This window comes from Pedobacter steynii, from assembly GCF_900103665.1.
GTDB classification, from domain to species: domain Bacteria; phylum Bacteroidota; class Bacteroidia; order Sphingobacteriales; family Sphingobacteriaceae; genus Pedobacter; species Pedobacter steynii.
This window is the reverse complement of sequence record NZ_FNGY01000009.1, coordinates 281,592-305,989: the sequence shown is the minus strand read 5'-3', so window position 1 is coordinate 305,989 and position 24,398 is coordinate 281,592. Positions and strand designations below refer to the sequence as shown.

Here is a 24,398-nt window from a genome sequence, read left to right as displayed (position 1 = left end):
ACCTATTTAATTACGCTGCCATTACTATGGTTTTGTATAGGAGCCACAAAAGTAAGTTTTCCTTCTGAATTTTCAGACATTAATATCATTCCTTGTGATAAAATTCCTTTAATTTCTCTCGGAGCAAGGTTCACAATCACACTTACCTGCTGACCTACAACCTCTTCCGGCTTAAAATACTCAGCGATACCAGATACAACAGTCCGTTCATCTATTCCGGTATCGAGGGTTAATTTCAACAATTTCTTTGTCTTCTCTACCTTTTCAGCAGCAATAATGGTAGCTACACGAATATCGATCGCACCAAATTGTTCAAATTGAATGTCTTCCTTAGCAGGGGCAACCACAGCATTATTGACCGTATTATCTGCCTTACTTTGATTTAACTTATCAATCTGCGCCTGTACTTGTTCATCCTCAATCTTTTCGAATAACAATTCTGGCTCATTTAGCTGATGACCACGGTGAAGTAAGTCGGACCTTCCCGCATCTTCCCACTGATGACCGCCATAATTCAGCATCCTCATTAATTTATCCGCAGTAAAAGGCAAAAACGGCTCAATCAGCACCTCAATATTTGCAGCAATCTGCAAACTGATGTTTAAAATCGTTCGAACCCGATCCTCATCTGTCTTAATCACTTTCCAAGGCTCCGTTTCCGCAAGGTATTTATTCCCCATACGGGCAACATTCATCACCTCAGACAATGCCTCTCTGAAACGATAATTTTCTATTGATGCACTGATTTTTGCAGGGAAGGCCGCAAGTTCATCCAAAACGTCCTGATCAACCGGAGTAACCTCCATGCGCATTGGCACCTTACCACCAAAATATTTATGTGTTAAAACCGTCACCCTGTTAATAAAATTACCAAGTATCGCAACCAGCTCATTGTTATTTCTTGCCTGAAAATCTTTCCAGGTAAAATCGTTATCCTTAGTCTCAGGAGCTGTAGCCGTTAAAACATAACGTAAAACATCCTGTTTATCTTTAAACTCCAGCAAATATTCATTTAACCAGACTGCCCAGTTCTTAGAAGTGGATATTTTCTGGCCCTCCAAATTCAGGAACTCATTCGCAGGTACATTATCGGCTAAAGTATAGTCGCCATGCGCCATTAACATTGCCGGAAAAATCACACAATGGAAAACAATATTGTCTTTACCAATGAAATGAACCAGTTTTGTTTCTTCATCCTTCCAATAATCTTCCCAGTTTCCCTTTACTAATCCCGTTTTATTGATATAATATTCCTCAGCCTTAGGATTCCAGACATCCAGACGGGCATACTCAAACAATTCCTTTGTCGCAGAAATATAACCGATAGGTGCATCGAACCAAACGTATAACACTTTACCTTCCGCATCCTTTACAGGAACTTTTACTCCCCAATCCAGGTCCCTGGTCATCGCACGTGGCTGTAATCCAGCATTCAACCAGGACTGGCATTGCCCATAAACATTAGGACGCCATTCTTTATGACTTTCTATATATGCTCTAAGCTGATCTTCATATTTATCCAGCGGTAAAAACCAATTTTTAGTTTCTTTCCTTACCGGCTTTTCTCCTGAAAGTGTGGACTTAGGATTGATCAGATCGGTTGCATTTAAGGTACTTCCACAATTCTCGCACTGATCGCCATAAGCATTTTCATTTCCACACTTCGGACATGTTCCGGTAATGTACCTGTCGGCCAGGAATGTTTGTGCTTTTTCATCATAATACTGCTCTGTCACTTCTTCCGTAAATACCCCCTTGTCATAAAGGTTTTCAAAAAAGTCTGAAGCAGTCTGATGATGCATTAAAGAAGAAGTCCGGTGATAAATGTCGAAGGAAACTCCAAATTCTTTGAAAGAATCACCGATGATTTTATGGTATTTATCGACAATCACCTGAGGAGTCACCCCTTCCCTTTTAGCTTTAAGGGTAATCGGCACACCATTTTCATCAGATCCGCAGATAAATTTCACATCTCTCTTATTCGAACGCAGGTACCTTACATAGGTATCCGCAGGCAGATAAACACCCGCTAAGTGTCCAATATGCACCGGTCCGTTGGTATAAGGCAAAGCGGCCGTAACCGTATATCTCTTTATTTTACTATTATCCAAAACTATTTTTATTATTTTGTCAAATATAAGTGTTTTACCCATGATTAAACAGCCAGCCCATTTAAAAAAAGGAGACAAAATTGCAATCGTTTCCCCAGCAAAGAAATTACCAGGAGAGATCAATAGCGCCATTGCGATTCTGGAGCAATGGGGACTGGAAGTTGTCCTGGGAGAAAATGTTTATGCCCAACACCATCAATTTGCCGGAAGCGACGCACAGCGAACAAAAGACCTTCAAACCTTTTTGGATGATCCGGATATTAGGGCCATTATTGCCTCCAGAGGAGGATATGGCACCATTAGAATCATTGACAAGCTTGATTTTAACCGTTTTAAAGAAAATCCCAAATGGCTCATTGGCTTCAGTGACATCACCATTCTGCTTTCTCATCTTTTAGCAGAACTGAATACCCAAAGTATTCATGGGCAGATGCCTAAAACATTTGAAGAGGCTTCTCCCGAATCACTGGAATCGTTAAGAAAAGCATTATTCGGAGAGCCGCTTTCCTACGAATATGAAAGCGGGTTTAAAAATCTGGAAGGGGATGCAGAAGGCATCGTTACAGGAGGAAATCTGACCCTATTGGTGGCGGCAGAAGGCTCCGCTTCGGCAATAGACTACACCGATAAGATTCTGTTTCTGGAAGATGTTGGTGAACAGGAATATGCAATAGACCGAATGATGTGGATGCTAAAACGCAGTGGTAAATTGTCCCGGTTAAAGGGCTTAATTGTTGGTGCTTTTACTGGCGTCCAACCTGAGGACATTCCATTCGGATCAAGTCCGGAACAGTTAATTCTGGATCTGGTAAAAGAATATGGCTATCCTGTATGTTTCAACTTCCCGGTTGGTCATATCGATGACAACAGGGCCTTAATCATTGGCAAAACAGCAAAGCTATCTGTTGACCATAAGCATGTAGTTTTAGAATATATCTAATTTTCAGAAACCTGAATCCAAATAAAAAGGCTGCAAAATTGCAGCCTTTTTATTTGGAGGTAATTTAAATTCTTATGGATTGGTAACGGTCACCGTAAAGACTCTTTTTACTGAACTTCCATCAGCTAAAATCCCCTCTACGATCAATGTAACGGCAACACTACTTGACGTTCCCGCAGGAAGCACCGGATCGGTTGGACCACGAAGATCTTTAACCAGTTTTGAAAAATTGTAAACACCACCGGCAGGAACAGTAACCGTCCCTTGTGCATAATCAACTCCCGATAATCTGGTGACAAATTTCAGTTGTTTTACGTTATCACTTGTGCTGATCTTAAGTGCAACTTCTCCATTTCCTTTCGGAGTTCCTGTAGGAAAACTCTTTGAGACTAAGTCGATGTTGTCATTAAATATGATCGTTGCCGGAGCATCAAGTGTCTCAGGCTGTTTCGGATCTTTTTTACAAGATGCCAGAACCATGGTTAAGGCAAATATAATATATGTGATTCTTTTCATTTCTTAAAATTTGATGTGTGAAATTATTTATCCCAGAATACTGTTTTAGTAAATACAGATGGTCTTGCCGGAACATTAGGGTTATAACTTCTCTCTGTAAACGAATAAGGCAATATTCTAGGTAACGCAGTTGCAGGTGAAACCGGGATTAGCACTGGAAATCCAGTTCTTCTCCAATCAGACCAAGGCTCAACTGCCACCCCGTAATTAGACACAAATTTTTCTTCAATCACCTGCTGAAGTGCTGTTCCCGGAAGTAAAGTTCCGCTAGTTGCAAGGTAAGCCGCCAGGGATCCGGTCACTGCCGCTGCTTCAGTCGCATCAGAAAATTCTTTAGCTGCATCAAAAGAAGCCGAAATCGCTGCTTTAAAATAAGTATCAGCCGTAACCAGGTTATTTCCTCCTTGTGTCCGAACAAAGTATTCTGCTAAAATCAGGTTTTGCTCAGCAAAGGTCAACATACGGGTTGGTGCCTCACCAGCATAAGTAGCACCCGCCACCTTCCCGCGAAGGTAGGTGTGCATCCTTGAAAAAGCTGTACTTTCTGTCGGATCCCCATTTATTGCCCCTTTGAAAACGCCCCCCTGAAGTGTAAAGAATGCAGATCTTCTGCCATCACCTTTTCCATTCATTAAATCGACCAAAGTTTTGCTTGGGAAAAACTGATTTGGTCTTGAACCTTCAAACTGGTGAATTGGATTCGTTTGGTTGGCCTGAGCCAGGAAACGAAACTGAAAACTATCGCCATTGTTTCTCATCAGCCTGTTGCCTGCGATCAACGCATCAATTGCCGTTTTTGCTTTCAGCATATCCGCCGCCGTAGCACCTGTGCTAAAGTAATGAATATACATTCTCAACTTTAAGGCATTTGCAAAACGCTCCCATTTCTCCATGGAACCAGAGTAGATGAAATCATCAGCACCTGGAGCCTGAGTAGAAGCAGCAGCTTTAACATTTGCAATTCCTTCATCAATTAAGGCAAAAGCCTTATCATAAATTACGGAAGAAGGATCGAATTTAGGTGTTAAATTGTCTTCGAATTTTGTAGCTTCTGTAAATGGAAGATCGCCATAAGCATCTGCATTAATTGCATAAACATAAGCCTTCATTATTTTGGCCACACCTGCATACCATGGACTTACACCGTCTGTTTTAGCAATTACTTTTTGCAAATCCGGAAGTGTCCCTGAAAATGTTGAAGCCCAGGTATTATTGATATCTCCTTCTAATACATTATACAAATCATATTGTCTTGGCTGCGCACTCAAAGTTCCCTGAGCAGCAAACTGCTGCACGTATAATGAGGTATATCTGTGAATATCAGATCCCATTATAAATCCAACATTCCCTAATGCAGCAGGCAACACCAAACTTGCATCAGCATCAACCAGCTGATTTGGATCTGTATTAATATCTGTGAATTTCTTGCATGAGCTAAGTGTAACGCAACCCATCAGGGCCAACACCACCGCTTTACTTATATATTTTTTCATATCATCTTAAATTAAAAAACCAGTATTAAAATGTCACTTTAACGGATGCACCGAAGCTTCTTGTCTGCGGTTGTCCGTTATACTCAATACCCAAACCATTACTTACACCAAGCAAGTTGTTTTCCGGATCAATATGAGGCATGTTCGGTGCGTAAAGGAATAAATTACGTCCATTGATTCCTACATTGATTCCTTTGATAAATGGAGCTCCTTTGAACGCACTTCCTGGAATTTTATAATTGATTGCGGCTTCTCTTAACCTGATCCATGATCCGTCAAAAACAGCATATTCCTGAGCGGCTGCAGAATATAAATCAGCATAATATTGCTCCGCAGTAATTAGTGTATTATTTGGTGTTCCATCAGCTTTTACCGCATTGTGTACATATAGCCTGTCACGGTTAGCAGTTTCTTCGGCTACACCGAAGCGTCTGAAATCCGTTACCGTTCTCGAATATACATCTCCGCCATATCTGATATCAAGATATGCAGACAAAGAGAATCCTTTGTAACTCACCGTATTGGAAAGACCGGCAGTCCATTCCGGATTCGGATCACCAATTACCTGAAGCTGTGGATTGAATCCGGTTAAACGTCCGTTCGCATCAACCACATCTTTACCATTGATCTTGTTATATACCTGACCGAATAAAGTACCATATTGTAATCCCTCAACAATTCGTCCCTGAGGATTGGTAAAACCTCCGTTTCCAATAAAAGGAACTCCGGGAGCAAGCTGAATTACTTTACTTCTTCCTCTTGTCCAGTTCAAAGAAATGTCCCAGTTCCAGTCTCTGCTTTGAACAGGAGTACCAGTAAGTAAGACCTCAATACCGCTGGTCTGTAATTTACCTGCGTTGGAAATCACAGAACCAAGTCCACTTGAAGGGGCTTTAGGAACGCTAAAGATGACGTCAGTACTTTTCGTATTGTAATAAGAGAAATCGAGGCCGATTCTGTTTTTAAGGAATTTCATTTCCAAACCAAGCTCTCTGTTTGTGGTAAATTCAGGTCCCAGATTTTTGTTACCTGCACCGTCATTATAGGTTTGTCCGTTTACGTTGTTAAAAGGGAAAACCATCACAGGTCCGAAACCATCAGAAGGACCTGCAGTACCGAAATAAGTTGCAGTACTGTAGTTAGTAGCTTCACGTCCTAATTTAGCGATGTTACCTCTTATTTTAGCAAAGCTGATAATGCCATTTTCCTTAATGGAAGGGAAAGCTTCAGAAACGATAAAACTCGCATTTACCGAAGGATAGAAGTAAGAGTTTTTATCCGGAGAGAAAGTAGATGAAATATCATTTCTACCAGTGAATGTCAAATAAGCAAATTGCTTATAATCCAAACTTATATCTGCGTAAAAACCGATCAGCGACTGCTCACTGATGTTGTTAAAAGGCACATAAGTTAAAGTATTCGCAATGTTAAAGTTTTTAGGATCCTGGATTCCATTACCACGAATCTGGTTTTGGTTCAGGTTTCTGTAGTTGATCTCATTACCCAATAACACGCGTAAACCAATTTCTTCGGTTAGTTTTTTTACAGCGGTTAAGTTTAAATAAGAACTGATCTCTGTTCTGTTGGTTGTATTGTCAATGATTGATCCGGCTCTGTTTGCCGATTGGTTATTGTTGGTTCCTTTGGCATTGATCAGCTTGGATACGTTTGTCCAGCTATCCACACCGATTTTATAACTTGCGCTTAACCAATCAACGATTTTGTAATCAAGGCCAATGTTTCCAATCACCCTGTTGATTTCCTGCTTGAACGTGTTGTTCTTAATACTCCATAACGGATTATCTGTTCCTGCAGAATTCCAATAAGTATAATTAGGATTAGGCACCTGTGAAGAAGGTGTAAAGTTTGAACCGTCTGGTCTTTCAAATGGATAATTATCCGGATTGTAATTTCTAGGCCAGCTAATGGCATCAAACAAAGGATTGGCCCTTTGATTGGCAACCTGAGTATTCAAGGAATTCGAATGGATATACTGTGCAGAAACGGAAGCTGTTACTTTATTGTTTAGCTCAGATGTTCCATTAAACGTAAAGTTATTTTTGTACAGGTTGTTGTTATCCAGATAACCTTTTTCGCCATAGTTACCATAAGAAAAGTAATAAGTACTCTTATCAGTACCACCAGAAAAAGTCACGTTATTCTGCAGGTTATACCCTTGCTTGAATAGATTTTTAACGTTGTCCGGATATGCAGTAAGGATTTCTTTATTTCCAAGGTAATTTGTTACTTCCTGACCTACAATTTTTGGTCCCCATGAGTTGTTAGAAAATGGATTAAAGTTTCCTGCATTACCCTGAGCAAATGTATTCTGATAATCAGCATACCTGTTATTGTTGATAATGTTGTAGTTAGAAGAAATATCTACACGCCCTGTTTGTCCTTTTGCACCTTTCTTAGTCGTAATGATTACGGCACCGGCAGCGGCTCTCGAACCATATAGCATAGCAGCTGATGGTCCTTTAAGGATACTGATCGACTCGATATCATCCTGATTTAAGTCAATCGCTCTGTTAGACCTGGTCGAGCCGGTATTTACCGACATACTGTTTCCCATGTTACTTTCATTATCGATAGGAATACCATCAACAACAAAAATCGGCTGATTAGATCCGGTAAATGTAGTTGCCTGACGAATATTAATGTTCGAAGCAGCACCTACAGCACCTCCTGAAGATAAAATCTTCACACCCGCCACTTTACCTGCAAGAGAGTTCACCACGTTTCCTGAACGTCCTGCAGTTAAATCTGCGGCTTTAATGGTAGTCGCAGAATAGCCCAGTGCTTTTGATTCGCGCTTAATACCCAAAGCGGTCACAACGACCTCTGTAAGGGTTTCATTGTCTGCATCCAGAACGACATTCAAAACCGAAGCAGAACCAAGAGTTACTGATTTGGAAACATAGCCCAGATAAGAAAATTCAAGTGTGGTCGTACCTGAAGGTACTTGTAAAGAAAATCGCCCATCGGACGCGGTCTGTGTTCCTGCCCGTACATTTTTGATTTTCACCGTTACGCCAGGAAGTGGATTTCCGTCGTCCTTCGCAGTAACCTTTCCAGTAACTGTTCTTTCTTGTGCCATCGCAGCTCCTGCCACAAACACGAGAATGAACAAACTTTGTAAAAGTTTTTTCATAAAATAATAAATTTAGGTTAGTTAATAGTAAGTCTAAGGTATACAACATTTTTAATATTTTTTCATAAAAAAACATTATTGTGTCATTTTCTGTCATAAGCACAATAAATATTTGCTTTTTCTATCCTTTTTCATGTCCGATTACACAAAAACCACTAGCCACTAATCGTCAGAGAGTTATCAGAACACGCTCATCTGAAATTTGTCAGATTAGTATTTAAAAATCACATAATGTGCACCTGGACCTATAGAAAACGTGTTTTTGCCCAACAGGTAACACATCTGCAATGAGAGTCAGACTTAGCCCTAAACGGAAAGTCTCTGGAAGGATAACTATCCCTATAAATAAAATTGAAAACCCGGATTTATTAAGCCCATGGACAGGCAATAAATAATTCATTTTTGACCGTAAAATAAAGAAGGCTTTCTCATGTGATGAGAAAGCCTTCTTTATTTTAATTACAAAGCGTTAACTATCGTGTACCACCGGCCCACCATACATTCTCTGTATTTACATACCGACCATCACCATAGGCCTCTTTCACATTATTGTTCGTGGTTACATCACTGTTACCATAAGTAAAACGTAAAGGGAAATCTGAAGTATTAGCCAGAGGGATAAAATCTTTATTGCCCATCGCTCTTAATCTACGATAGTCACTATAGCTTTCTACGGCCTCATCTTCATAGAAAGAAAGGTACTTTTGAAGTACAATCTCCTTTGTTGGGTTTGCATCAAACAACGGTTTAACACTTGCAGTGTAATAAGTATCTGCCGCTGTTGCTGTCAGGCCAACCTTTACAAAAGCCGCAGCAATTCCTGTTTTTAAAGCCGTTTCTGCTGCCGGAATATTTGATAACCTTGCATAAGCTTCTGCTTTAAGAAACTGAAGCTCGTGGAAGCTAAACAGGTGAACCGGAGCTGTAGCGCTTAGTAAACCTGAAATGCCATAACGTCCAAGGATATCCACCGGGCTACCATTCGGAGCAAATTCAAGTTCTTTTTTTCCATTGCTTGGATTTACCGCGAAATATTTAGCATCACGAGGATCATTTCTCGCCACTAATTTATCGTGTAAACTTTTACTTGAGGCTAAAACACCTTGTCTGTCTCTGTTCAGACGAAAGAAAGGATTAAAGGAAGTCGTTCCATTAAATTTATATGCAGCCTGTTCGTCAGCTTTAGTAAATGACTTGTTCAAATCATCAATAACTTCCTGATATTTTGGTGCTTTTAAGGACAGACGCATTTTGTAACGGGCTTTCAATCCATAAGCGAACTTAATCCACGAATTGCTATCTCCTTTATACAACAGGTCATTGCTGCCTAATGGAGCGAATGTTGTTGGTTTTCCAAGGTTTACAATCGCCTCATCAAGGAAATTCATGATCTCTTTATAAATTGCTTCCTGCTTATCTATTTTCGGCTGGAAAATCACACCTGGAGATCCGAATTCGGTCCATGGAATATCTCCCATTAAATCCGTTTGAATCGCAAGATTATAAGCCGTAAGAATCTGCGCTACACCTAAAGTTTGAAAGTTACCGGCTTCAGAACCGCCAACAGCGCATTTAGTCAGAACTGCTTTAAGGTTTAAAAGATTGGTATAAGTAGAATTCCATGAATTGTTGTAAGTCGTTGCCGAATAAGGCTCTGAATTCCTCATCTCCGCATTAAACATCTGACCATTTACACCAGCCTGGCTTTCCATGTAAACACTTGCATAAAAGGCATAGTCGCTACCTGTTACACTAAATGCACTTGCAGTAATTACCTGAGGGATCAGGAAACGCGCTGCAACATCATTCGGGTTATTTTTATTCTGATTGATTTCGTCCATCACCTTCTCTGAGCAGGAAGACAACACCACTGTAGCCATAATCAGGCTCAATCCGGTTTTTTTTATATTATCAAAAATCATATAATTACTAATTAAAATGTAAGGTTCAAACCTAAACCAAAACTAGAGGTCTGAGGCATTGAGAAACGCTCAAATGCTCCGCCCATATTTGTATTTCCCTGAGAAGACTCCGGATCAAAATTTGGAAGTTTAGACCAGATTAAGATGTTACGTGCAAATGCAGAAACACTCAGGTTAAGGTTGTTGAATTTTGGAAGTTTGTAACCAAGAACCAATTCTCTCATTTTTACAAAGGAAGCATCATAAATAAAGGCTTCATCAATGTTTCCTAATGATTTAGAATACAAAGATTCGTAAGCAGTTGGATCTGAAGCTCCACCTCTAACGATATCATTAGGTGTTCCATCAGCTTTTACACCAGGATAAACAAAAGGAGTGGTACGATCTTCAGTAACTTTGGTTCTTCCATAGCCATTCATCAAACCATTACTTCCTGAATACATTGATCCTCCGTTTTTCCATTCAAAAGTTGTGGCGATAGAGAATCTCTTATAACTGAAAGCCGCATTACCACCTAAAAGGAAATCAGGTGCAACATTTCCGATCACTCCTGGTTTACCTGTCATAGGCATACCATAGTTGTCATTTGGATTTGCACCAATATTTTTTCTTTCATCAACAAGGATGTTTCCCTTTGCGTCTCTCGCAAATGTACCACCATAAATTACAGGGAACTTGCTTCCAACACCTGCACGAACCTGTGGCGTAGTGAAACCGCCCAGGAAGATACTTTCTACACCTGGCGCCAATTCGTCCACATAGTTGTCGATCTTGGTAAAGTTAAAACCAACCGTAAGGTTTGAATTCTTTGTTTTAACAGGATTGATGCTTAGGGAAATCTCATGCGCGTTAGTATGGATTTTACCACCGTTCATTACGATCTGTGCTGCTCCGGTAGAACCTGCCAAAGGAACAGGGAAAATCTGATCTTTTACATCTTGTCTCGAGAAGGTATAATCAAGACTTAGCAAATTGTTGAAAAGACGTGTTTCCACACCTACTTCTTTAGAGATCGTATTCTGAGGCTTAAGTTTTGGATCATATAAGGTGGTGTTTGGCGTATAAGCAACAACACCATCCAAAGGAAATACAACCGGAGGTAACCCTGGAGTCCAGAATCCACCACCATAAGTTGGTGTAGTGTAGTAATCTCTCAAATAAGTTCCTGCTTGTCCAACTTCAGCGTATGAAGCCCTGATTTTCAAGAAAGAAAGGATGTTGTTGTCTTTTAGACCTTCTAATTCAGTCGCAACAAATCCAAGGGATACTGAAGGATAGTAGAATGAACGGTTGCCTCTTGGCATACTCGAAACAATATCATTTCTACCGGTTAAGCTCAGGAACAACATGTTTTTGTAGGCAAGGTCAATATTAGAGAAGAAACCTACTGTTCTGTATTGATTTTGAGATTCAGTTGCATTTCTTGATTTTGTATTGTCAATATGTTTCCAACCACCAAAATTGAATTCATAGCCATTTTCATCATATTTTTTGTTGTTCTCATGATTGATTTCATTACCTAACAACACTTTTAAATCAAAATCATCATTTAATTTAACACTGTAATTAGCCGTCAACAAAGAGTTATAAGTAGCAACAGTTGTACCGTAGTTACGAATACTTCCGGCAGCACCTTTACTACCAAATTCAAAGATATCCTGGAAATGGGTAGAATAAGCATCTGCTCCAGCCTGATATTTCACGACGAACTTAGAATCTCTTCCCCAGTTCACTTCCGGACTGAAAACAACGTAACCATTTCCGAAGAAACGATTTGTTCTTTCATTGAAAACGTTGTTTTGCATTGCCCAATATGGGTTATTGAAGCTTATCGCGCGATAACTGGTCTGTTTGTAAGGATCAGTAGGAAAAGTTGAAGGAATTCCTTTCAGATCGTAGTTGGCAGGAGAACCGAAAACTGATAACAAAACGGCATCATTACCCGCGGTAGTTTTATCAATTTCCGATTGGATATAGTTGGCTGAAAATCCAGCTTTCCATGCTTTACTTAAATTCGTTTCCGCAGCAACTTTGGCATTGTACCTGTCCAATCCGGTATTAGGAATAATTCCTTTCTGGTGAGTATTTCCAATACCTATGGAGAAATTGCCGGTTTCCGTTGCCTGACTTACATTCAATGAGTTACCAAAGGTTTTTCCAAGATCAAAAAACTCACCAATGTTGTCATAAACAGCAGGATTGGTCCATGGATCTAGTCCTGCCTGAGCTCTCTGAGGCACATAATATTGGCCAGGGTGTTTTTGAGCCCCACCGTTAGTATAGGTGTTATTCGTGTTACCGCCAAAACCCGGATCATTAGGCAACTCATCTATTCTTGGTCCCCATGAAGAAGATCCATTTGGAACGAAAGCTATCGGAACCTTCAATGAGCCGTTTCCTTGTGCGTATGTGTTCTGCAATTCCGGTTTGCGTGAAATTCTATCTACCGCAAAGTTAGAAGAGAACGAAATCACCGGTTTTCCCTTGGCTAATCCCTTACCGCTTTTAGTAGTGATCACAATTACACCATTCGAAGCGCGGATACCATATAATGCAGAAGCCGCCTGACCCTTTAACACGGTCATGCTTTCAATCTCATTTGGATCGATATCAACTGAACGGTTAGCAACGTCAGCTCCGGTTACACTGTTTCCGGTAGAGAAATCAGACTGAGAAGCTACTGGCATTCCGTCGATTACATATAAAGGACTGTTGTTACCGGTAAATGACCTTGCACCACGAATCGTTATATTTGCTGAAGCGCCCGGCATACCACTTGAAGGCCTGATCTCCACACCAGATAACTTTCCTTGCAAAGACCCAACCATACTTGGATTGGATGCCTTTGTCAAATCATCGCTTTTTAAAGTCTGAACGCTATATCCCAATGCTTTTTTCTCACGCGAGATACCCATTCCTGTTACCACGACTTCACTAAGCAGTTTAGAATCTGCAACCAACAAAATATTGATTACGTTAGAAGTAGCTGAAACCGTTTGAGTTAAGTACCCAAGGTAAGAAAATTCTAAGCCGGTTGCAGCTGAAGTTACTTTTAAAGAAAATTTTCCATCTCCTCCTGTTTGTGTGCCTCCCTGTGCACCTTTAATCCGTACAGTTACTCCAGGAAGTGGCTGACCATCTTCTTTGTCTGTAACTGACCCACTGATCGTTCTTTCCTGTGCTATTGCAGAAGCTGCAAAAAGCATAAAAATGAACAAACTTTGTACAAGTTTTTTCATAAAGAATTATAAAATTTAGGTTAATTAATGCCCAAATATAGCATTTTTGATATGCGAGCATAATTTCATACCCCGCACAGACAGCGACTTGACACTGGTATGACAACACGCCGAAGCGTCAAAACCAAACCTCAAAAAAGACAGCGAAAGATAATTCCGGCACCAGCCACCTCCACCTCCTGATTATTCCGAAATGAAGTCAAATCATAGGTTATTATAGAATTTTATAAAGTTTCTGGTTGTTTCGTAACAAATTTGAGTAATTAAATTCTACCTAAATTATAGAATAAATTTAAATATTAACTCAGTAGCACAACAATTAGTTAATCAATAAGAAACAAGGCGTTCAGAAAAAGTTGTTTCCCGTTCTCCCAGAATGAGCGGAAGAGCACATCACTACCCAGGTAAACAACGGCTCCTTTTCCTATGGATTGTACGCCAAAGACCATTCCGGAACTCAGCTTTTTAACTACATTCTTGCCTGCCACACCTGCCACATAACTCCCTGTTTTCAAAACACCTACATTCCATCCCCGGCTCAGATTCTCATAAATCTTATCATCCGTTTTTAAGGCATAATAATAGCTTCCCAAGCCAGCAGCAAGTGGGTGACTATGGTCTAAATGAACTTTAAAGATGGCACCTGGGATGGCTTCTGATAAATCACCCTGTTTCCTTTTTGCATATTCACTGGAATTCGTTCCACCAAGCTCTTCTTTTGGAAATTCTTTCCTTTTAATCTCGAAAGGCTTTGCCTCATTCACATTCAGAATTGCATCTTCAAAAAGAATTACTTTACCGCCAACCTTTAACCAGTCTTCCAGTTTACCGGCAACTTCATCTCCATAAGAGCCATCCGGAACGATTAACACATTTACCTTATTAATATCAAGGTTGCCCATATTTTTAGCATCAATTAAACTAACAGGATAATTGAGTTCCTGCTCAAAAAAGTGCCAGATCTCACCTACACTTTGGGAAGAGCTTTCCGGCCCTGAAACCACCGCCACCTTTGGCGTATTTAGTACGCGGTAGGCAGAAGAACCAAAATCTTTCCCTTTATCCACGAAACCACCCGAAGCCGGATAGAAGGACATTTTAAGCCTTTTCTCTATTCCGAGAATTTTAGCCTGCAGGTCAGGAATTCCACGCTCATTCTCTGTTCTGTAAACCAATAAAGAGCCAACAGCAAAATTACGGCTGCCGAGGGAAAATGCTTCTTCTGCAATTCTCACTTTTACATTCTCCTTTTGTAATGCAATCAGTACCTGCGCATCCTCGATAGAATTCCATGGGAAAATCCAGGCATAAGGCTTGGCCACAACCGGAAAAACCGCCTTAACCTCTTCCATTCCCGGATATTTCCCTTTAATTGATTCCGTAGTTGCATAAGCCGGAAGGCCATAAGCATAAGGCAATGCCCATGCAGTAATGTCATAAGTATTGGAATCGCTTACCGAGGTTTGCGGCTCCAGTAACACATTGGCCAGCACTGCTTTCGCCTGTTGAAGGTTCACCACCAAATCATTCCGTTCTACCCTGAAACTTTCCGTCTTCTGTGTTTCAAAACTATAACCACTTAAAGTTTTATCCAATCCAAAGGCAAACTCAATTCCATTCTTCTTCAAAAGGCTGATCATTCGTTTCAGCCGGCTTTTATTCTGTGCCTTAATCACATAAGTTTTATAAAGCCCCGGAGGGGAGGTAATACTGTTTTCAAAATACTTCTTAAACTCCTCAACCAGCTTCTCCGCGTGCAGGGAAACCGTTTCCAGTGTGGCCATGCCGCTGGTAAAATGATGGTCAATCCGGTCTTTTAAGGTCAGTGTATCCCCGTCAAGGGTTACGACAGACAAGCCCGCACCAATGCCTCCCTGTTCATAAGTCATGCCGATCGCTCCGTTATATAAAGGGTAAGTATCTCCGTAAGAAGGATATAATAAGTCGAATTGTTCTTTTGTAAAATACTGCCATCCGTTCTGATCAAAATACTTTGCATTGTTCTTTCCTACCGTGATTTGGAAATTCCTTTGCCATGGCGTGATGTCCTGATGGATCGGCTCGGCGGCAGGTGCAAAATAATACGGTTCGTTATAGCTTTGTTCGTGAAAATCAACATGTACTTCAGGCATCCATTCATGGTATAAAACCAGACGCTGCTGGGTTTCTACCTGAGATTGCCAGGCCCAGTCTCTGTTCAGGTCAAAATAATAATGATTGGATCGTCCGCCTGGCCATGGCTCAGCATGTTCCCTGGACATTGGATTTGAATTTGGCTGAAAACCTGTTGTTGCCGAAAAGAAGTTCACGTAGCGTTCTCTCCCATCCGGATTTAAGCATGGGTCAATGATCACTACTGTATTTTTTAACCAGTTTTGGATGTTCAGGGTTTTACTATCGGTCAACGTGTATAACATTTTCAGGGCCGTTTCCGTAGAACTCGCTTCATTTCCGTGCACATTATAACTCAACCAGAGCACCGCAGGCTGCCTGGATTTAGGAAACACCTTTTCTGCATTGCTCATGCTGACATTGTTCTTCCTGATCGTTTCCAGGTTATCCAGGTTTTCCTTGGCGGAAATAATCGCTACCAACAGCTCTCTGCCCTCATAAGTCTTCCCATATTTCTGAATTTTGACGTTTTTATTTGCCCCTCCGATATATTTAAAATATTCCAGCACTTTATGATGAGGCGTAAAACGACTTCCTAAACTATAGCCTAAAAACTCGTCAGGCGACTTTATCTGTGCTTCAACGGACTTTCCAACAAAAAACAAGCATAAAAACGAAAGCAAAAAATATTTCATATTCGGCGATTAAGACTCCAAAATACTAAAGAATATTTTTTGTTTCTCTTTCATAGTGTAATTTTACCGTATCATTTAGATTTATGTATATGTCAGCCATCGATTCCCTGTATCAACATTTCTTAAATTATCGTACGATATGCACCGATACAAGGAGCATTACCAAAGACTGTCTTTTCTTTGCACTCAAGGGAGAAAATTTTGATGCGAATGCCTTTGCTGCGCAGGCTTTAAGCAATGGGGCAGCTTATGCCATCATTGACAATCCTGATTATTTAAATGACGACCGCTGTATCCTTGTTCCGGATGTATTAACTGCCTTACAGGACCTCGCCAGACATCACCGTTCCCTGATGAACATTCCTGTAATCGGACTAACGGGAAGCAATGGAAAAACGACGACCAAGGAGCTGGTCAATGCAGTACTTTCAGAAAAATACAAAACATTTGCCACCAAAGGCAATCTGAACAACCATATCGGCGTTCCGCTTTCCCTGCTTTCTATTGACAACGAAATCGAAATTGCAGTCATTGAGATGGGCGCGAACCACCAAAAGGAAATTGAATTCCTTTGCGGTATCGCACAACCCACCCATGGATTGATCACCAACATCGGCATGGCTCATTTAGACGGTTTTGGAGGCTTTGAAGGAGTTAAAAAAGGAAAGGCAGAGCTGTATACTTATCTCAAAAATCATCATGGAACTGCATTCGTCAACCGGAACAATCTCTACCTAATGGAAATGACTGCTGTTGCAGGCTTAGATAAAGTGATTTATTACGGCACCGGATCAGGAAATACGGTATCTGGATCGCTGCTAAAAACCGACCCTTTTCTGGAACTTAGCTGGACAGACAAGGACGGCAACCATCAAACCACAACAAACCTGACCGGCTCTTACAATTTCGAAAATATCCTCGCTGCGATAGGTCTCGGTGAGTTTTTTAACCTTAGCCCGGAACAGATCAACACCGGCTTATCTGGTTATCAACCCAAAAACAACCGCTCACAACTTACCAAAACAGACAGAAACACAGTCATTTGCGATTTTTACAATGCCAATCCAAGCAGTATGACTGCAGCACTGGCCAATATAAACAGCCTTAGTGCCAGCCACAAAGTGGCCATTATCGGCGATATGTTTGAGTTGGGAAAAGAATCGCGGGAACAACATCGCCAGGTGATCTCTGAAGCGGAAAAAACAAACGTGGAAACGCTTATTTTTATCGGAAAAGATTTCTATGCCGCCAAAGAACAACATAGAGGTCATTTTTTCCTTACTCCAGACGAGGCAAAGGCCTTCCTTGAAAAGGAATCATTAAGCGACCAGCTGATTTTGCTGAAAGGCTCCAGAGGTATGGCCCTGGAACGCCTGCTTCCTTACCTGTAATCCTTCCTTTATTTTCTTAATATCTCTTTCTAAAATCCTGTAAAAACCGACATAAGACAGCCGCCGGAACAAGGCAGAAACTGCTTTGCATAAACCCCGGATAGATCTGGGCTCCAGCTATGAAGTCTATATTGCTTTCGTTTCTGCAGACAGGACCAGACAATCACATAGTGCCTATTTGGGGGAGATTGCGGTTTAAACCGATTACGGAGCTATTGCAGAAACCTTAATTCCGGCATCGCTAATTTCTTTAAGCGGGTTATCGCGCATATTCTGCTCGATTTCCAACTCGTATTTTCCAGCTTTAGGGAACTTATAATTGGTTAAAAGCGGCAAAGTATAGGTGTACAGGTTTCCTGAACCAGCGCCATTCCATTGTCCGTCAGGCTGCGCCAGGCGGTACTCATAACGTCTGCTTTCCCTTTTTTGTCCTGGTTCCCGTAAATGAAACAAGACGAAAATATTGGAGTAGCCGTAATCGGCAGTATGGCGTAGTTTAAAGTAAATATTATAGGATTTAGCAGGCTCCGTGATCTCTACAACAGCTTTTACCTTATTGACATAACTCCAGTTTCTGGAGGGCATAGAAATGTTATTGTCAATGATATTATTGGCATCACAACCACTAAAAAAAGTGATTGTGATGCCAGCTGCAAGCAATAGAAATGCTTTTAAATTATTCATTTTTAGGCTTATCCGTTGGTTTTTTTCTACGGTTATTATTTCTGTTCCTGTTGTTTCTGCTCGGCTTTGGTGCAGTACCATCTGCCGGAGCTGCTGCTGCAGGATTCGGTGCTTTAGGCTGAACATCGGTAGCAGCAGGCTGGCCTTTAGGTTGTGCCTTAGCTCCGGGAGCAGCACCAGCGGGATTCTTATTACCCTCTGTACGCGTCCTTCCCTGTTGTCCCGGTTTAGCCGGTCTTTCCGTCCTGTTCGCATTGTTATTATTCCTTGGCTCTCCATTACGATTGCCGGCAGGTTTATTGTTATTATTGCGGTTTCCTTTATTTCTGGGCTTATCGTCCAAACGTGTTAAACTGTCCTGTCCAACCACATTTTCATAATCCGGAGTTTTCTCGATTACCGTAGTACTCACCAGTTCTACCGCTTCTTCCTTCAGGTTATTTGGTTTTAAACCTTTTTTATTCATGGCCATGATTTCTTTTACACGGTCCACTTTTAAAGGAATCCAGTCTTCCATATTCGGATAACTGAACCACATTAGTTTCTTAAAGATGTCGGTTTTCTGATGACGGGCAACGCCGATTTCCGTTTGCAGGTTCTCTACACGGTCAGGAATGTCTTTTAACGCGTCCAGGTAGGTATCCAGCTCATAGTTTAAACAACATTTCAGCTTTCCGCACTGTCCGGCGAGCTTCAACGTATTCAGCGATAAGTTCTGATATCTTGCTGCTGCAGTAGAAACCGTCTTGAAGTTCGTTAACCAGGTAGAACAGCAAAGTTCACGACCACAAGAGCCGATTCCTCCAAGCCTTCCTGCTTCCTGTCTCATTCCAATCTGACGCATTTCAATCCTGATCCGGAAAGTTTCTGCCATCTTCTTGATGAGTTCACGAAAATCAACACGACCTTCAGCAGTATAAAAGAAAGTGGCTTTGGTTTTATCACCCTGATAATCCACATCACTGATTTTCATCGATAAGCGCAGATCTAAGGCCAGTGTTCTGGCTTTATGCATGGTTTCCCATTCCAGCCCTTTAGCAATCTTCCACTTCTCTACATCAGCTTCTGTAGCCTTTCTGTAAATCTTACGGGTAACCTGATCGATAGGGGTTTTCCGACGCTTCATCTGCATGCGGACCAATTCTCCCGTCAGGGAAATATGACCAACATCATAACCTCCGGTAGGCCCTTCTACAGCCACCAACTCTCCAATTTCAAGATAAATATTCTCATTGTTCAGGAAGAATTCCTTCCTGGCGCCTTTAAATTTAACTTCTACTACTTGAAAAGGTATATAATTTGAGGGCATGTCTAAATTCGACAGCCAATCGTAAACTTCTAATTTCTGACAACCTCCGGTAAGGCATGAGCCATTACTTTTGCAGCCCGAGGGGGCGCAACCGCCACCTGTAGAACAACTTCCACATCCCATAGTTAATTGTATATATATTGAGTCCCTTTCGGGAACGTTTTAAACTTAATTATTTTTACCAATTGTAAAGATACATCTAAAAACAGAATTTTTGGGTTTGCGTTTCTTTCGATGTGGTAATGTGCCCGTTCCAACTCCTGAATAATGGCCTCTGCCATCCCCAGATCAAGGACATGGTTACTCAGCTTTTTTGCCGTGTCTAATGTTCTTGCAGGCAGTTTCACCAGTTCTTCGGCACCGCTCAGTAAGAGGCTGCATTCTCTTAAAAAGTTAATTCCGTATTTTAAAAAATTCTTTTGATTTTCTCTTCCCCAGCCTGCCGCCTGATCTACAAAGACCGTCAGGTCGAGTACACGGTTGCCATAGCCCATCCTTAACCACTCGGCAAACTTATCAGCATTTTCGTTTTGGGTATTGGCCACCAACAGTTTGGCTTCGATCAGGTTTCCATCCGCCAGAAAGCTATATTCTGTGGCCTGATCTTCCTGCATACCATGTTTTTCCATCAGGTACTGCTCGATCGTAGCATGAGGAAGCTTGGGAATTTTAACAATTTGGGTGCGGGAAAGGAGTGTAGATAAAATCTGTTCCTGATTATTGGCCACCAATAAGAACAGCGTATTTTTAGGCGGTTCTTCAATAATTTTTAATAATGCATTTCCCTCTTTATCCAGATATTCAGGAAGCCACATGATGAGGACCTTCGTCTCTGCTTCAAAAGCTTTGTAGCTTAATTTTTTTATAATATCATGACATTCGGCGATGTTGATATTGGCCTGTTTGTTGTCGGCACTCAGCTTGGAACGCCAGATGTCCATGTCAAAATAAGCATCTTCCAGCAGCATGTTCCGCCATTCGTCCAAGACATCAACGGCGATCCGGGCATCCTTGGAAGCGAAGAAAGGATAGGAAAAATGCAGGTCGGGGTGTATATACCGTTCGTACTTCCGACAGGAAGAACAAACACCACAACTATCATCACCCTGCTTATCAAGACAGTTAATGTATTGCGCATAGGCAATCGCCATAGGTAAAGCGCCACTCCCTTCACTCGATAAAAACAACTGAGCATGACTCACCCTGTTTTCGGCAACTGTTTGTACCAGTTGCGCTTTAATCTGTTCCTGCCCGATGATGTCTTTAAATTGCATTTGGTGCAAAATAACAATTTTTTAGATTATTGATTTGCATATTTGCATTTATGCCTAGAATTCTAGCTTTTGATTATGGAACCAAGCGGATCGGAATTGCCGTTACAGACCCTTTGCAAATTATTGCCACAGGACTGGATACCATACACCCCAAAGACATCATTGAATACCTGAAAAAATACTTTTTAACCGAACAGGTAGAAGCCTTCGTGATCGGAGATCCGAAACAAATGGATGGCTCTCCCTCAGATTCCGCACAACATGTGAAAGGTTTTTCGAAAATTTTAAGAAGAAACTTCCCCGACATCCCTCAGTTTTGGATCGATGAGCGCTTTACCTCCAAACTGGCCCATCAGGCCATCATGCAGAGTGGCCTCAAAAAACAGGACCGTCAGAACAAAGACCGGGTAGATGCCATTGCAGCAACCATCATTCTGCAATATTTTATGGAACAGCCCCGTTTATAGAACAACAATAAGGATGCTTAAAAAACAATTATGAGCCTGATTAATGAAGATATGCAGCAGTTGCTGCTCAATTACTGCGAACCTGAAAGCGAATTACTCCAAAAAATAGACCGGGAAACCAATCTGAAAGTATTGATGCCAAGAATGCTTTCCGGCCACTATCAGGGCAGGGTACTGAGCATGCTCAGCAAAATGATCAGCCCGGACAGGATCCTGGAAATCGGCACCTTTACCGGTTATGCAACGATCTGCCTGGCCGAAGGACTCAAGGAAAGTGGAATCATTTATACCCTGGACATCAACGAGGAACTGGAAGAGATGGTCCGCCGTAATTTTGCGGATTCTCCGGATGCAACAAAAATCAGGTATATCCTGGGTGATGCCACCAAAACCGTCCATGAACTTCAGGAAACTTTTGACCTGGTTTTTATTGATGCGGATAAAAAAAACAATGGGACTTATTACGACCTTATTTTCGACAGGGTGAGGTCTGGAGGGCTAATTATCGTAGACAACGTACTATGGAGCGGTAAGGTCCTCAATGCCAATCCCGATAAAGACACTAAAAATATTACTACATTTAATGATAAAATTGCGGCAGACAACCGTGTAGAAAAAATGATTCTTCCCGTCCGGGACGGCTTGTTTATCATCAGAAAAAAATAGAATATGATTAAAAAACTATTGTGGGTTTGGCTCAGCATCACTTTTCTAAGTCTTGCTGCCCGGGCACAAAGTACGGAAGATTATATTGCTGAACGACTGACACATGCGCAGGAACTCATGCGGGAACATCAGATCCCGGCAAGCATTATCCTGGCAGTAGCCATTCATGAATCTGCAGCGGGTCAGAGTAAAATCGCCCGTTATATGAACAATCATTTTGGGGTGAAAGGCCCCAATTCAAATACGGAAATCCGTTCCTCTTACAGAGACTATCCTACCGTAGATGAATCTTACGACCATTTTATTGAGTTTCTCAAAAGCAGGGCAACTTTTAGTCCTTTATTTGAAAAATATGACCAGTATGACTACCGGGGCTGGGCCCGGGGAATACAACGTGGCGGTTATGCCAGAAGCCGCTCCTGGGCTTCACAGATTGTTGGACTGGTCAAAAAATATGAACTGTATCAGTACGATGAAAGACCAGACGATTACGTAGAACCGGCTGTGGCCGTCTCCGTCAGAACGAGAAAAAAAACCAGAAGCAGTGCTTCAGGGAAAAAATATACCGTAAAAGCAGGCGATAATTTAAGTAAAATTGCAAAACGGAACCATACCACCACCAAGGCCATTATGAACAAAAACGGATTGAAGCATGTAAACCTGAAACCCGGACAAAAAATAAGACTCTAATGAACAAAAGAATCCTCCTCCTTGCCCTGATCCTCCCAATGTTCTTCGCCTGTAAGACAAAAAAATACAGCCGGAACAATAAGGAAATAGAGAAAGCTGCCAACAAAGCAAATCCAAATATCCCTTCTTATACCACTTTAAACTACATTGAAACCTTTAAAGCAGTAGCCATTGAAGAGATGAATACCTATGGGATTCCTGCGAGTATCACCCTGGCACAAGGTATTATTGAATCCGGAAGCGGGAACAGCAGCCTGGCAAAATATGCCAATAACCATTTCGGGATTAAATGTACGTCAGAATGGAAAGGAAAAGCCTATTACAAAGATGACGACAATACCAACGATTGCTTCCGGGTATATAAAGATGCCCGTGAATCCTATAAAGACCATTCCGAGTTTCTCAAAAGAAAACGTTACAGCTTTTTATTCGAACTGGATAAGAACGATTATAAGAACTGGGCAAATGGGTTGAAACAGGCAGGCTATGCGACTAATCCAAGATATCCGGCCATGCTGATCAGTATGATCGAAAAATACCAGTTGTATCAGTATGACCAGTCGGAATCAGAAAAAGAAAAACTAAAGAGAGAGGACAAAATCTTTACAGAGATCAATGCCAACATCCCTCAGGAAAAGAAAAAATTCACTCCTGTAGCCACGCCACCTTCAAAACAGGTGATCACTACACCAGCAGATACTTCAGCTCCTGTAAAAACAGCGGTCATTGGAACGGTTATGCCTGCCACACTAGCAGAAAAGGTCTATACCGTACAAAAGGGAGACACGCTTTATAACCTTTCCAAACGGTTCAACATCAGCATAGAGGACATAAAAACGCTGAATAGCCTTACCGAAGAGGGCATCAAAATCGGGCAGAAACTGGTCTTAGTTAAATAATGTTAATATTTAATCTGCTGATATAGATATCTCGTAATTTTGTGTTCTGATGAAGTATTTAGGTTTACTCTTACTGTTTTCTTTTTTGAGCCTTAAAATTGTAGCACAGAGTTCCGGTGTGCAGGGGTTTGTCGTAGATAAGGAATCCAAACTCCGCCTCGCAAAGGTGTATATCTACAATTCTACCAATGATGAGGGGATTTACAACACCCCGAAAGGAGAATTTGCGATAAAAGCTGCTGTTGGAGATACCTTATTTGCCGTGTTGCAGGGCTACGCACTGGATACGATCGTTTACAAAGGTCAGAAAGCGGTGTATTTTCAATTGAAGTCACTTGGAATCAACCTGAGGGAAGTGGCCATTATCGGCGATAAATATACCCCAAGAGAACGTCATGAGAAATCCCTGAAAGAATATAAGTATGCCCTGGATAAAGGAAAAGCAAAAGACCTGCTCAACCTTGGAATGGGCGGCGTAGGATTGGGTATAGACGCAATTTACAACCTGCTGAGCAGAGATGGCAAAAATGCCAGACATTTGCAGAAAATCCTGGAAAGGGATTATAAAGAGGCCATCATCGACTACAGGTTTAAGCCCGATTACGTGAAAAGAACGTTACACATCGGCGATTTCGAGGCAGAAGATTTTATGCAGCAATACCGGCCCACCTATCAGTTTGCATTGACCGCATCTGATTATGCCTTTGTTGTTTTTGTGAGAAACAGCTATGCCAGTTATAAACGAAATCCCGCGGCCTTCAGGTTGCAACCCCTGCCTAAATTAACGATTGAAAAGTTTTGAGGTCGTTCTTTTTGATATATCCCGGGTTGTCTGC

General features: G+C 41.4%; 17 protein-coding genes. 7 read left to right on the top strand and 10 right to left on the bottom strand.

Annotated features, from left to right (window positions below):
- Nucleotides 1-2: 2 nt before the first annotated feature.
- Entirely contained in the window at nucleotides 3-2,153 is a 2,151-nt protein-coding gene (gene metG / locus BLQ87_RS24220; RefSeq protein ID WP_074611500.1) for a methionine--tRNA ligase, read from the bottom strand.
- Between metG and BLQ87_RS24215 the strand changes: the two genes are divergently transcribed.
- Nucleotides 2,152-3,051: a S66 peptidase family protein gene (locus BLQ87_RS24215; RefSeq protein WP_074611499.1), complete on the top strand. Its 900-nt coding sequence runs from the start codon at nucleotides 2,152-2,154 to the stop codon at nucleotides 3,049-3,051. The genes metG and BLQ87_RS24215 overlap by 2 nt on opposite strands.
- 72 nt (nucleotides 3,052-3,123) lie before the next feature.
- On the opposite strand, the gene BLQ87_RS24210 is transcribed toward BLQ87_RS24215, so the two are convergent.
- From BLQ87_RS24210 to BLQ87_RS24185, 6 genes are all read right to left on the bottom strand, one after another.
- On the bottom strand, nucleotides 3,124-3,567 hold the full coding sequence (locus BLQ87_RS24210; protein ID WP_074611498.1) for a hypothetical protein: 444 nt from the start codon (nucleotides 3,565-3,567) through the stop codon (nucleotides 3,124-3,126).
- A gap of 23 nt (nucleotides 3,568-3,590) precedes the next feature.
- A complete protein-coding gene (locus tag BLQ87_RS24205; protein ID WP_074611497.1) occupies nucleotides 3,591-5,060 on the bottom strand; it encodes a SusD/RagB family nutrient-binding outer membrane lipoprotein in 1,470 nt (489 codons plus the stop codon).
- 25 nt (nucleotides 5,061-5,085) lie between these two features.
- Nucleotides 5,086-8,214, bottom strand: coding sequence for a SusC/RagA family TonB-linked outer membrane protein (locus BLQ87_RS24200; RefSeq protein WP_074611496.1), 3,129 nt, complete (start codon nucleotides 8,212-8,214; stop codon nucleotides 5,086-5,088).
- A 473-nt stretch (nucleotides 8,215-8,687) separates the two neighbouring features.
- Entirely contained in the window at nucleotides 8,688-10,136 is a 1,449-nt protein-coding gene (locus tag BLQ87_RS24195) for a SusD/RagB family nutrient-binding outer membrane lipoprotein (protein WP_074611495.1), read from the bottom strand.
- An 11-nt stretch (nucleotides 10,137-10,147) separates the two neighbouring features.
- Entirely contained in the window at nucleotides 10,148-13,375 is a 3,228-nt protein-coding gene (locus BLQ87_RS24190; protein WP_074611494.1) for a SusC/RagA family TonB-linked outer membrane protein, read from the bottom strand.
- 323 nt (nucleotides 13,376-13,698) lie between these two features.
- A complete protein-coding gene (locus BLQ87_RS24185; protein ID WP_074611493.1) occupies nucleotides 13,699-16,182 on the bottom strand; it encodes a M14 family metallopeptidase in 2,484 nt (827 codons plus the stop codon).
- Between the two features lie 89 nt (nucleotides 16,183-16,271).
- Between BLQ87_RS24185 and BLQ87_RS24180 the strand changes: the two genes are divergently transcribed.
- Entirely contained in the window at nucleotides 16,272-17,573 is a 1,302-nt protein-coding gene (locus BLQ87_RS24180; protein WP_074611492.1) for a UDP-N-acetylmuramoyl-tripeptide--D-alanyl-D-alanine ligase, read from the top strand.
- A 204-nt stretch (nucleotides 17,574-17,777) separates the two neighbouring features.
- On the opposite strand, the gene BLQ87_RS24175 is transcribed toward BLQ87_RS24180, so the two are convergent.
- The 3 genes from BLQ87_RS24175 to BLQ87_RS24165 are packed head-to-tail and all read right to left on the bottom strand — an operon-like array spanning nucleotide 17,778 to nucleotide 20,840.
- Nucleotides 17,778-18,257: a gliding motility lipoprotein GldH gene (locus tag BLQ87_RS24175; protein WP_074611491.1), complete on the bottom strand. Its 480-nt coding sequence runs from the start codon at nucleotides 18,255-18,257 to the stop codon at nucleotides 17,778-17,780.
- A complete protein-coding gene (locus BLQ87_RS24170) occupies nucleotides 18,250-19,689 on the bottom strand; it encodes a PSP1 domain-containing protein (RefSeq protein WP_083362033.1) in 1,440 nt (479 codons plus the stop codon). The genes BLQ87_RS24175 and BLQ87_RS24170 overlap by 8 nt, the downstream gene beginning before the upstream one ends.
- A gap of 2 nt (nucleotides 19,690-19,691) precedes the next feature.
- Nucleotides 19,692-20,840 carry a DNA polymerase III subunit gene (locus tag BLQ87_RS24165; protein WP_074611489.1) on the bottom strand — a complete coding sequence of 383 codons (1,149 nt, stop codon included), beginning with the start codon at nucleotides 20,838-20,840 and terminating at the stop codon, nucleotides 19,692-19,694.
- Nucleotides 20,841-20,890: 50 nt separating this feature from the next.
- Here BLQ87_RS24165 and ruvX point away from each other — a divergent pair, with 50 nt between their 5' ends.
- Genes ruvX through BLQ87_RS24140 form a run of 5 tightly spaced genes read left to right on the top strand, consistent with a single transcriptional unit; the run spans nucleotide 20,891 to nucleotide 24,364 of the window.
- Nucleotides 20,891-21,307, top strand: coding sequence for a Holliday junction resolvase RuvX (ruvX, locus tag BLQ87_RS24160; RefSeq protein ID WP_074611488.1), 417 nt, complete (start codon nucleotides 20,891-20,893; stop codon nucleotides 21,305-21,307).
- A 30-nt stretch (nucleotides 21,308-21,337) separates the two neighbouring features.
- Complete coding sequence (locus BLQ87_RS24155) at nucleotides 21,338-21,973, top strand: O-methyltransferase (RefSeq protein WP_074611487.1); 636 nt, start codon at nucleotides 21,338-21,340, stop codon at nucleotides 21,971-21,973.
- Between the two features lie 3 nt (nucleotides 21,974-21,976).
- Nucleotides 21,977-22,663, top strand: coding sequence for a glucosaminidase domain and LysM peptidoglycan-binding domain-containing protein (locus BLQ87_RS24150; RefSeq protein ID WP_074611486.1), 687 nt, complete (start codon nucleotides 21,977-21,979; stop codon nucleotides 22,661-22,663).
- Nucleotides 22,663-23,562, top strand: a complete 900-nt coding sequence (locus BLQ87_RS24145) for a glucosaminidase domain-containing protein (RefSeq protein ID WP_074611485.1) — start codon at nucleotides 22,663-22,665, stop codon at nucleotides 23,560-23,562. The genes BLQ87_RS24150 and BLQ87_RS24145 overlap by 1 nt, the downstream gene beginning before the upstream one ends.
- Nucleotides 23,563-23,611: 49 nt before the next feature.
- Nucleotides 23,612-24,364 (top strand): hypothetical protein, encoded by a 753-nt coding sequence (locus BLQ87_RS24140; protein ID WP_074611484.1) that lies wholly within the window; start codon nucleotides 23,612-23,614, stop codon nucleotides 24,362-24,364.
- Nucleotides 24,365-24,398 lie beyond the last annotated feature (34 nt).

Coding starts and splice junctions, on each gene's coding strand:
- BLQ87_RS24190 (WP_074611494.1), bottom strand. CDS start 13,375: ATGAAAAAACTTGTACAAAGTTTGTTCATTTTTATGCTTTTTGCAGCT.
- BLQ87_RS24150 (WP_074611486.1), top strand. CDS start 21,977: ATGATTAAAAAACTATTGTGGGTTTGGCTCAGCATCACTTTTCTAAGT.
- BLQ87_RS24215 (WP_074611499.1), top strand. CDS start 2,152: ATGATTAAACAGCCAGCCCATTTAAAAAAAGGAGACAAAATTGCAATC.
- ruvX (WP_074611488.1), top strand. CDS start 20,891: ATGCCTAGAATTCTAGCTTTTGATTATGGAACCAAGCGGATCGGAATT.
- BLQ87_RS24145 (WP_074611485.1), top strand. CDS start 22,663: ATGAACAAAAGAATCCTCCTCCTTGCCCTGATCCTCCCAATGTTCTTC.
- BLQ87_RS24185 (WP_074611493.1), bottom strand. CDS start 16,182: ATGAAATATTTTTTGCTTTCGTTTTTATGCTTGTTTTTTGTTGGAAAG.
- BLQ87_RS24180 (WP_074611492.1), top strand. CDS start 16,272: ATGTCAGCCATCGATTCCCTGTATCAACATTTCTTAAATTATCGTACG.
- BLQ87_RS24165 (WP_074611489.1), bottom strand. CDS start 20,840: ATGCAATTTAAAGACATCATCGGGCAGGAACAGATTAAAGCGCAACTG.
- BLQ87_RS24140 (WP_074611484.1), top strand. CDS start 23,612: ATGAAGTATTTAGGTTTACTCTTACTGTTTTCTTTTTTGAGCCTTAAA.
- metG (WP_074611500.1), bottom strand. CDS start 2,153: ATGGGTAAAACACTTATATTTGACAAAATAATAAAAATAGTTTTGGAT.
- BLQ87_RS24205 (WP_074611497.1), bottom strand. CDS start 5,060: ATGAAAAAATATATAAGTAAAGCGGTGGTGTTGGCCCTGATGGGTTGC.
- BLQ87_RS24175 (WP_074611491.1), bottom strand. CDS start 18,257: ATGAATAATTTAAAAGCATTTCTATTGCTTGCAGCTGGCATCACAATC.
- BLQ87_RS24155 (WP_074611487.1), top strand. CDS start 21,338: ATGAGCCTGATTAATGAAGATATGCAGCAGTTGCTGCTCAATTACTGC.
- BLQ87_RS24195 (WP_074611495.1), bottom strand. CDS start 10,136: ATGATTTTTGATAATATAAAAAAAACCGGATTGAGCCTGATTATGGCT.
- BLQ87_RS24210 (WP_074611498.1), bottom strand. CDS start 3,567: ATGAAAAGAATCACATATATTATATTTGCCTTAACCATGGTTCTGGCA.
- BLQ87_RS24170 (WP_083362033.1), bottom strand. CDS start 19,689: ATGGGATGTGGAAGTTGTTCTACAGGTGGCGGTTGCGCCCCCTCGGGC.
- BLQ87_RS24200 (WP_074611496.1), bottom strand. CDS start 8,214: ATGAAAAAACTTTTACAAAGTTTGTTCATTCTCGTGTTTGTGGCAGGA.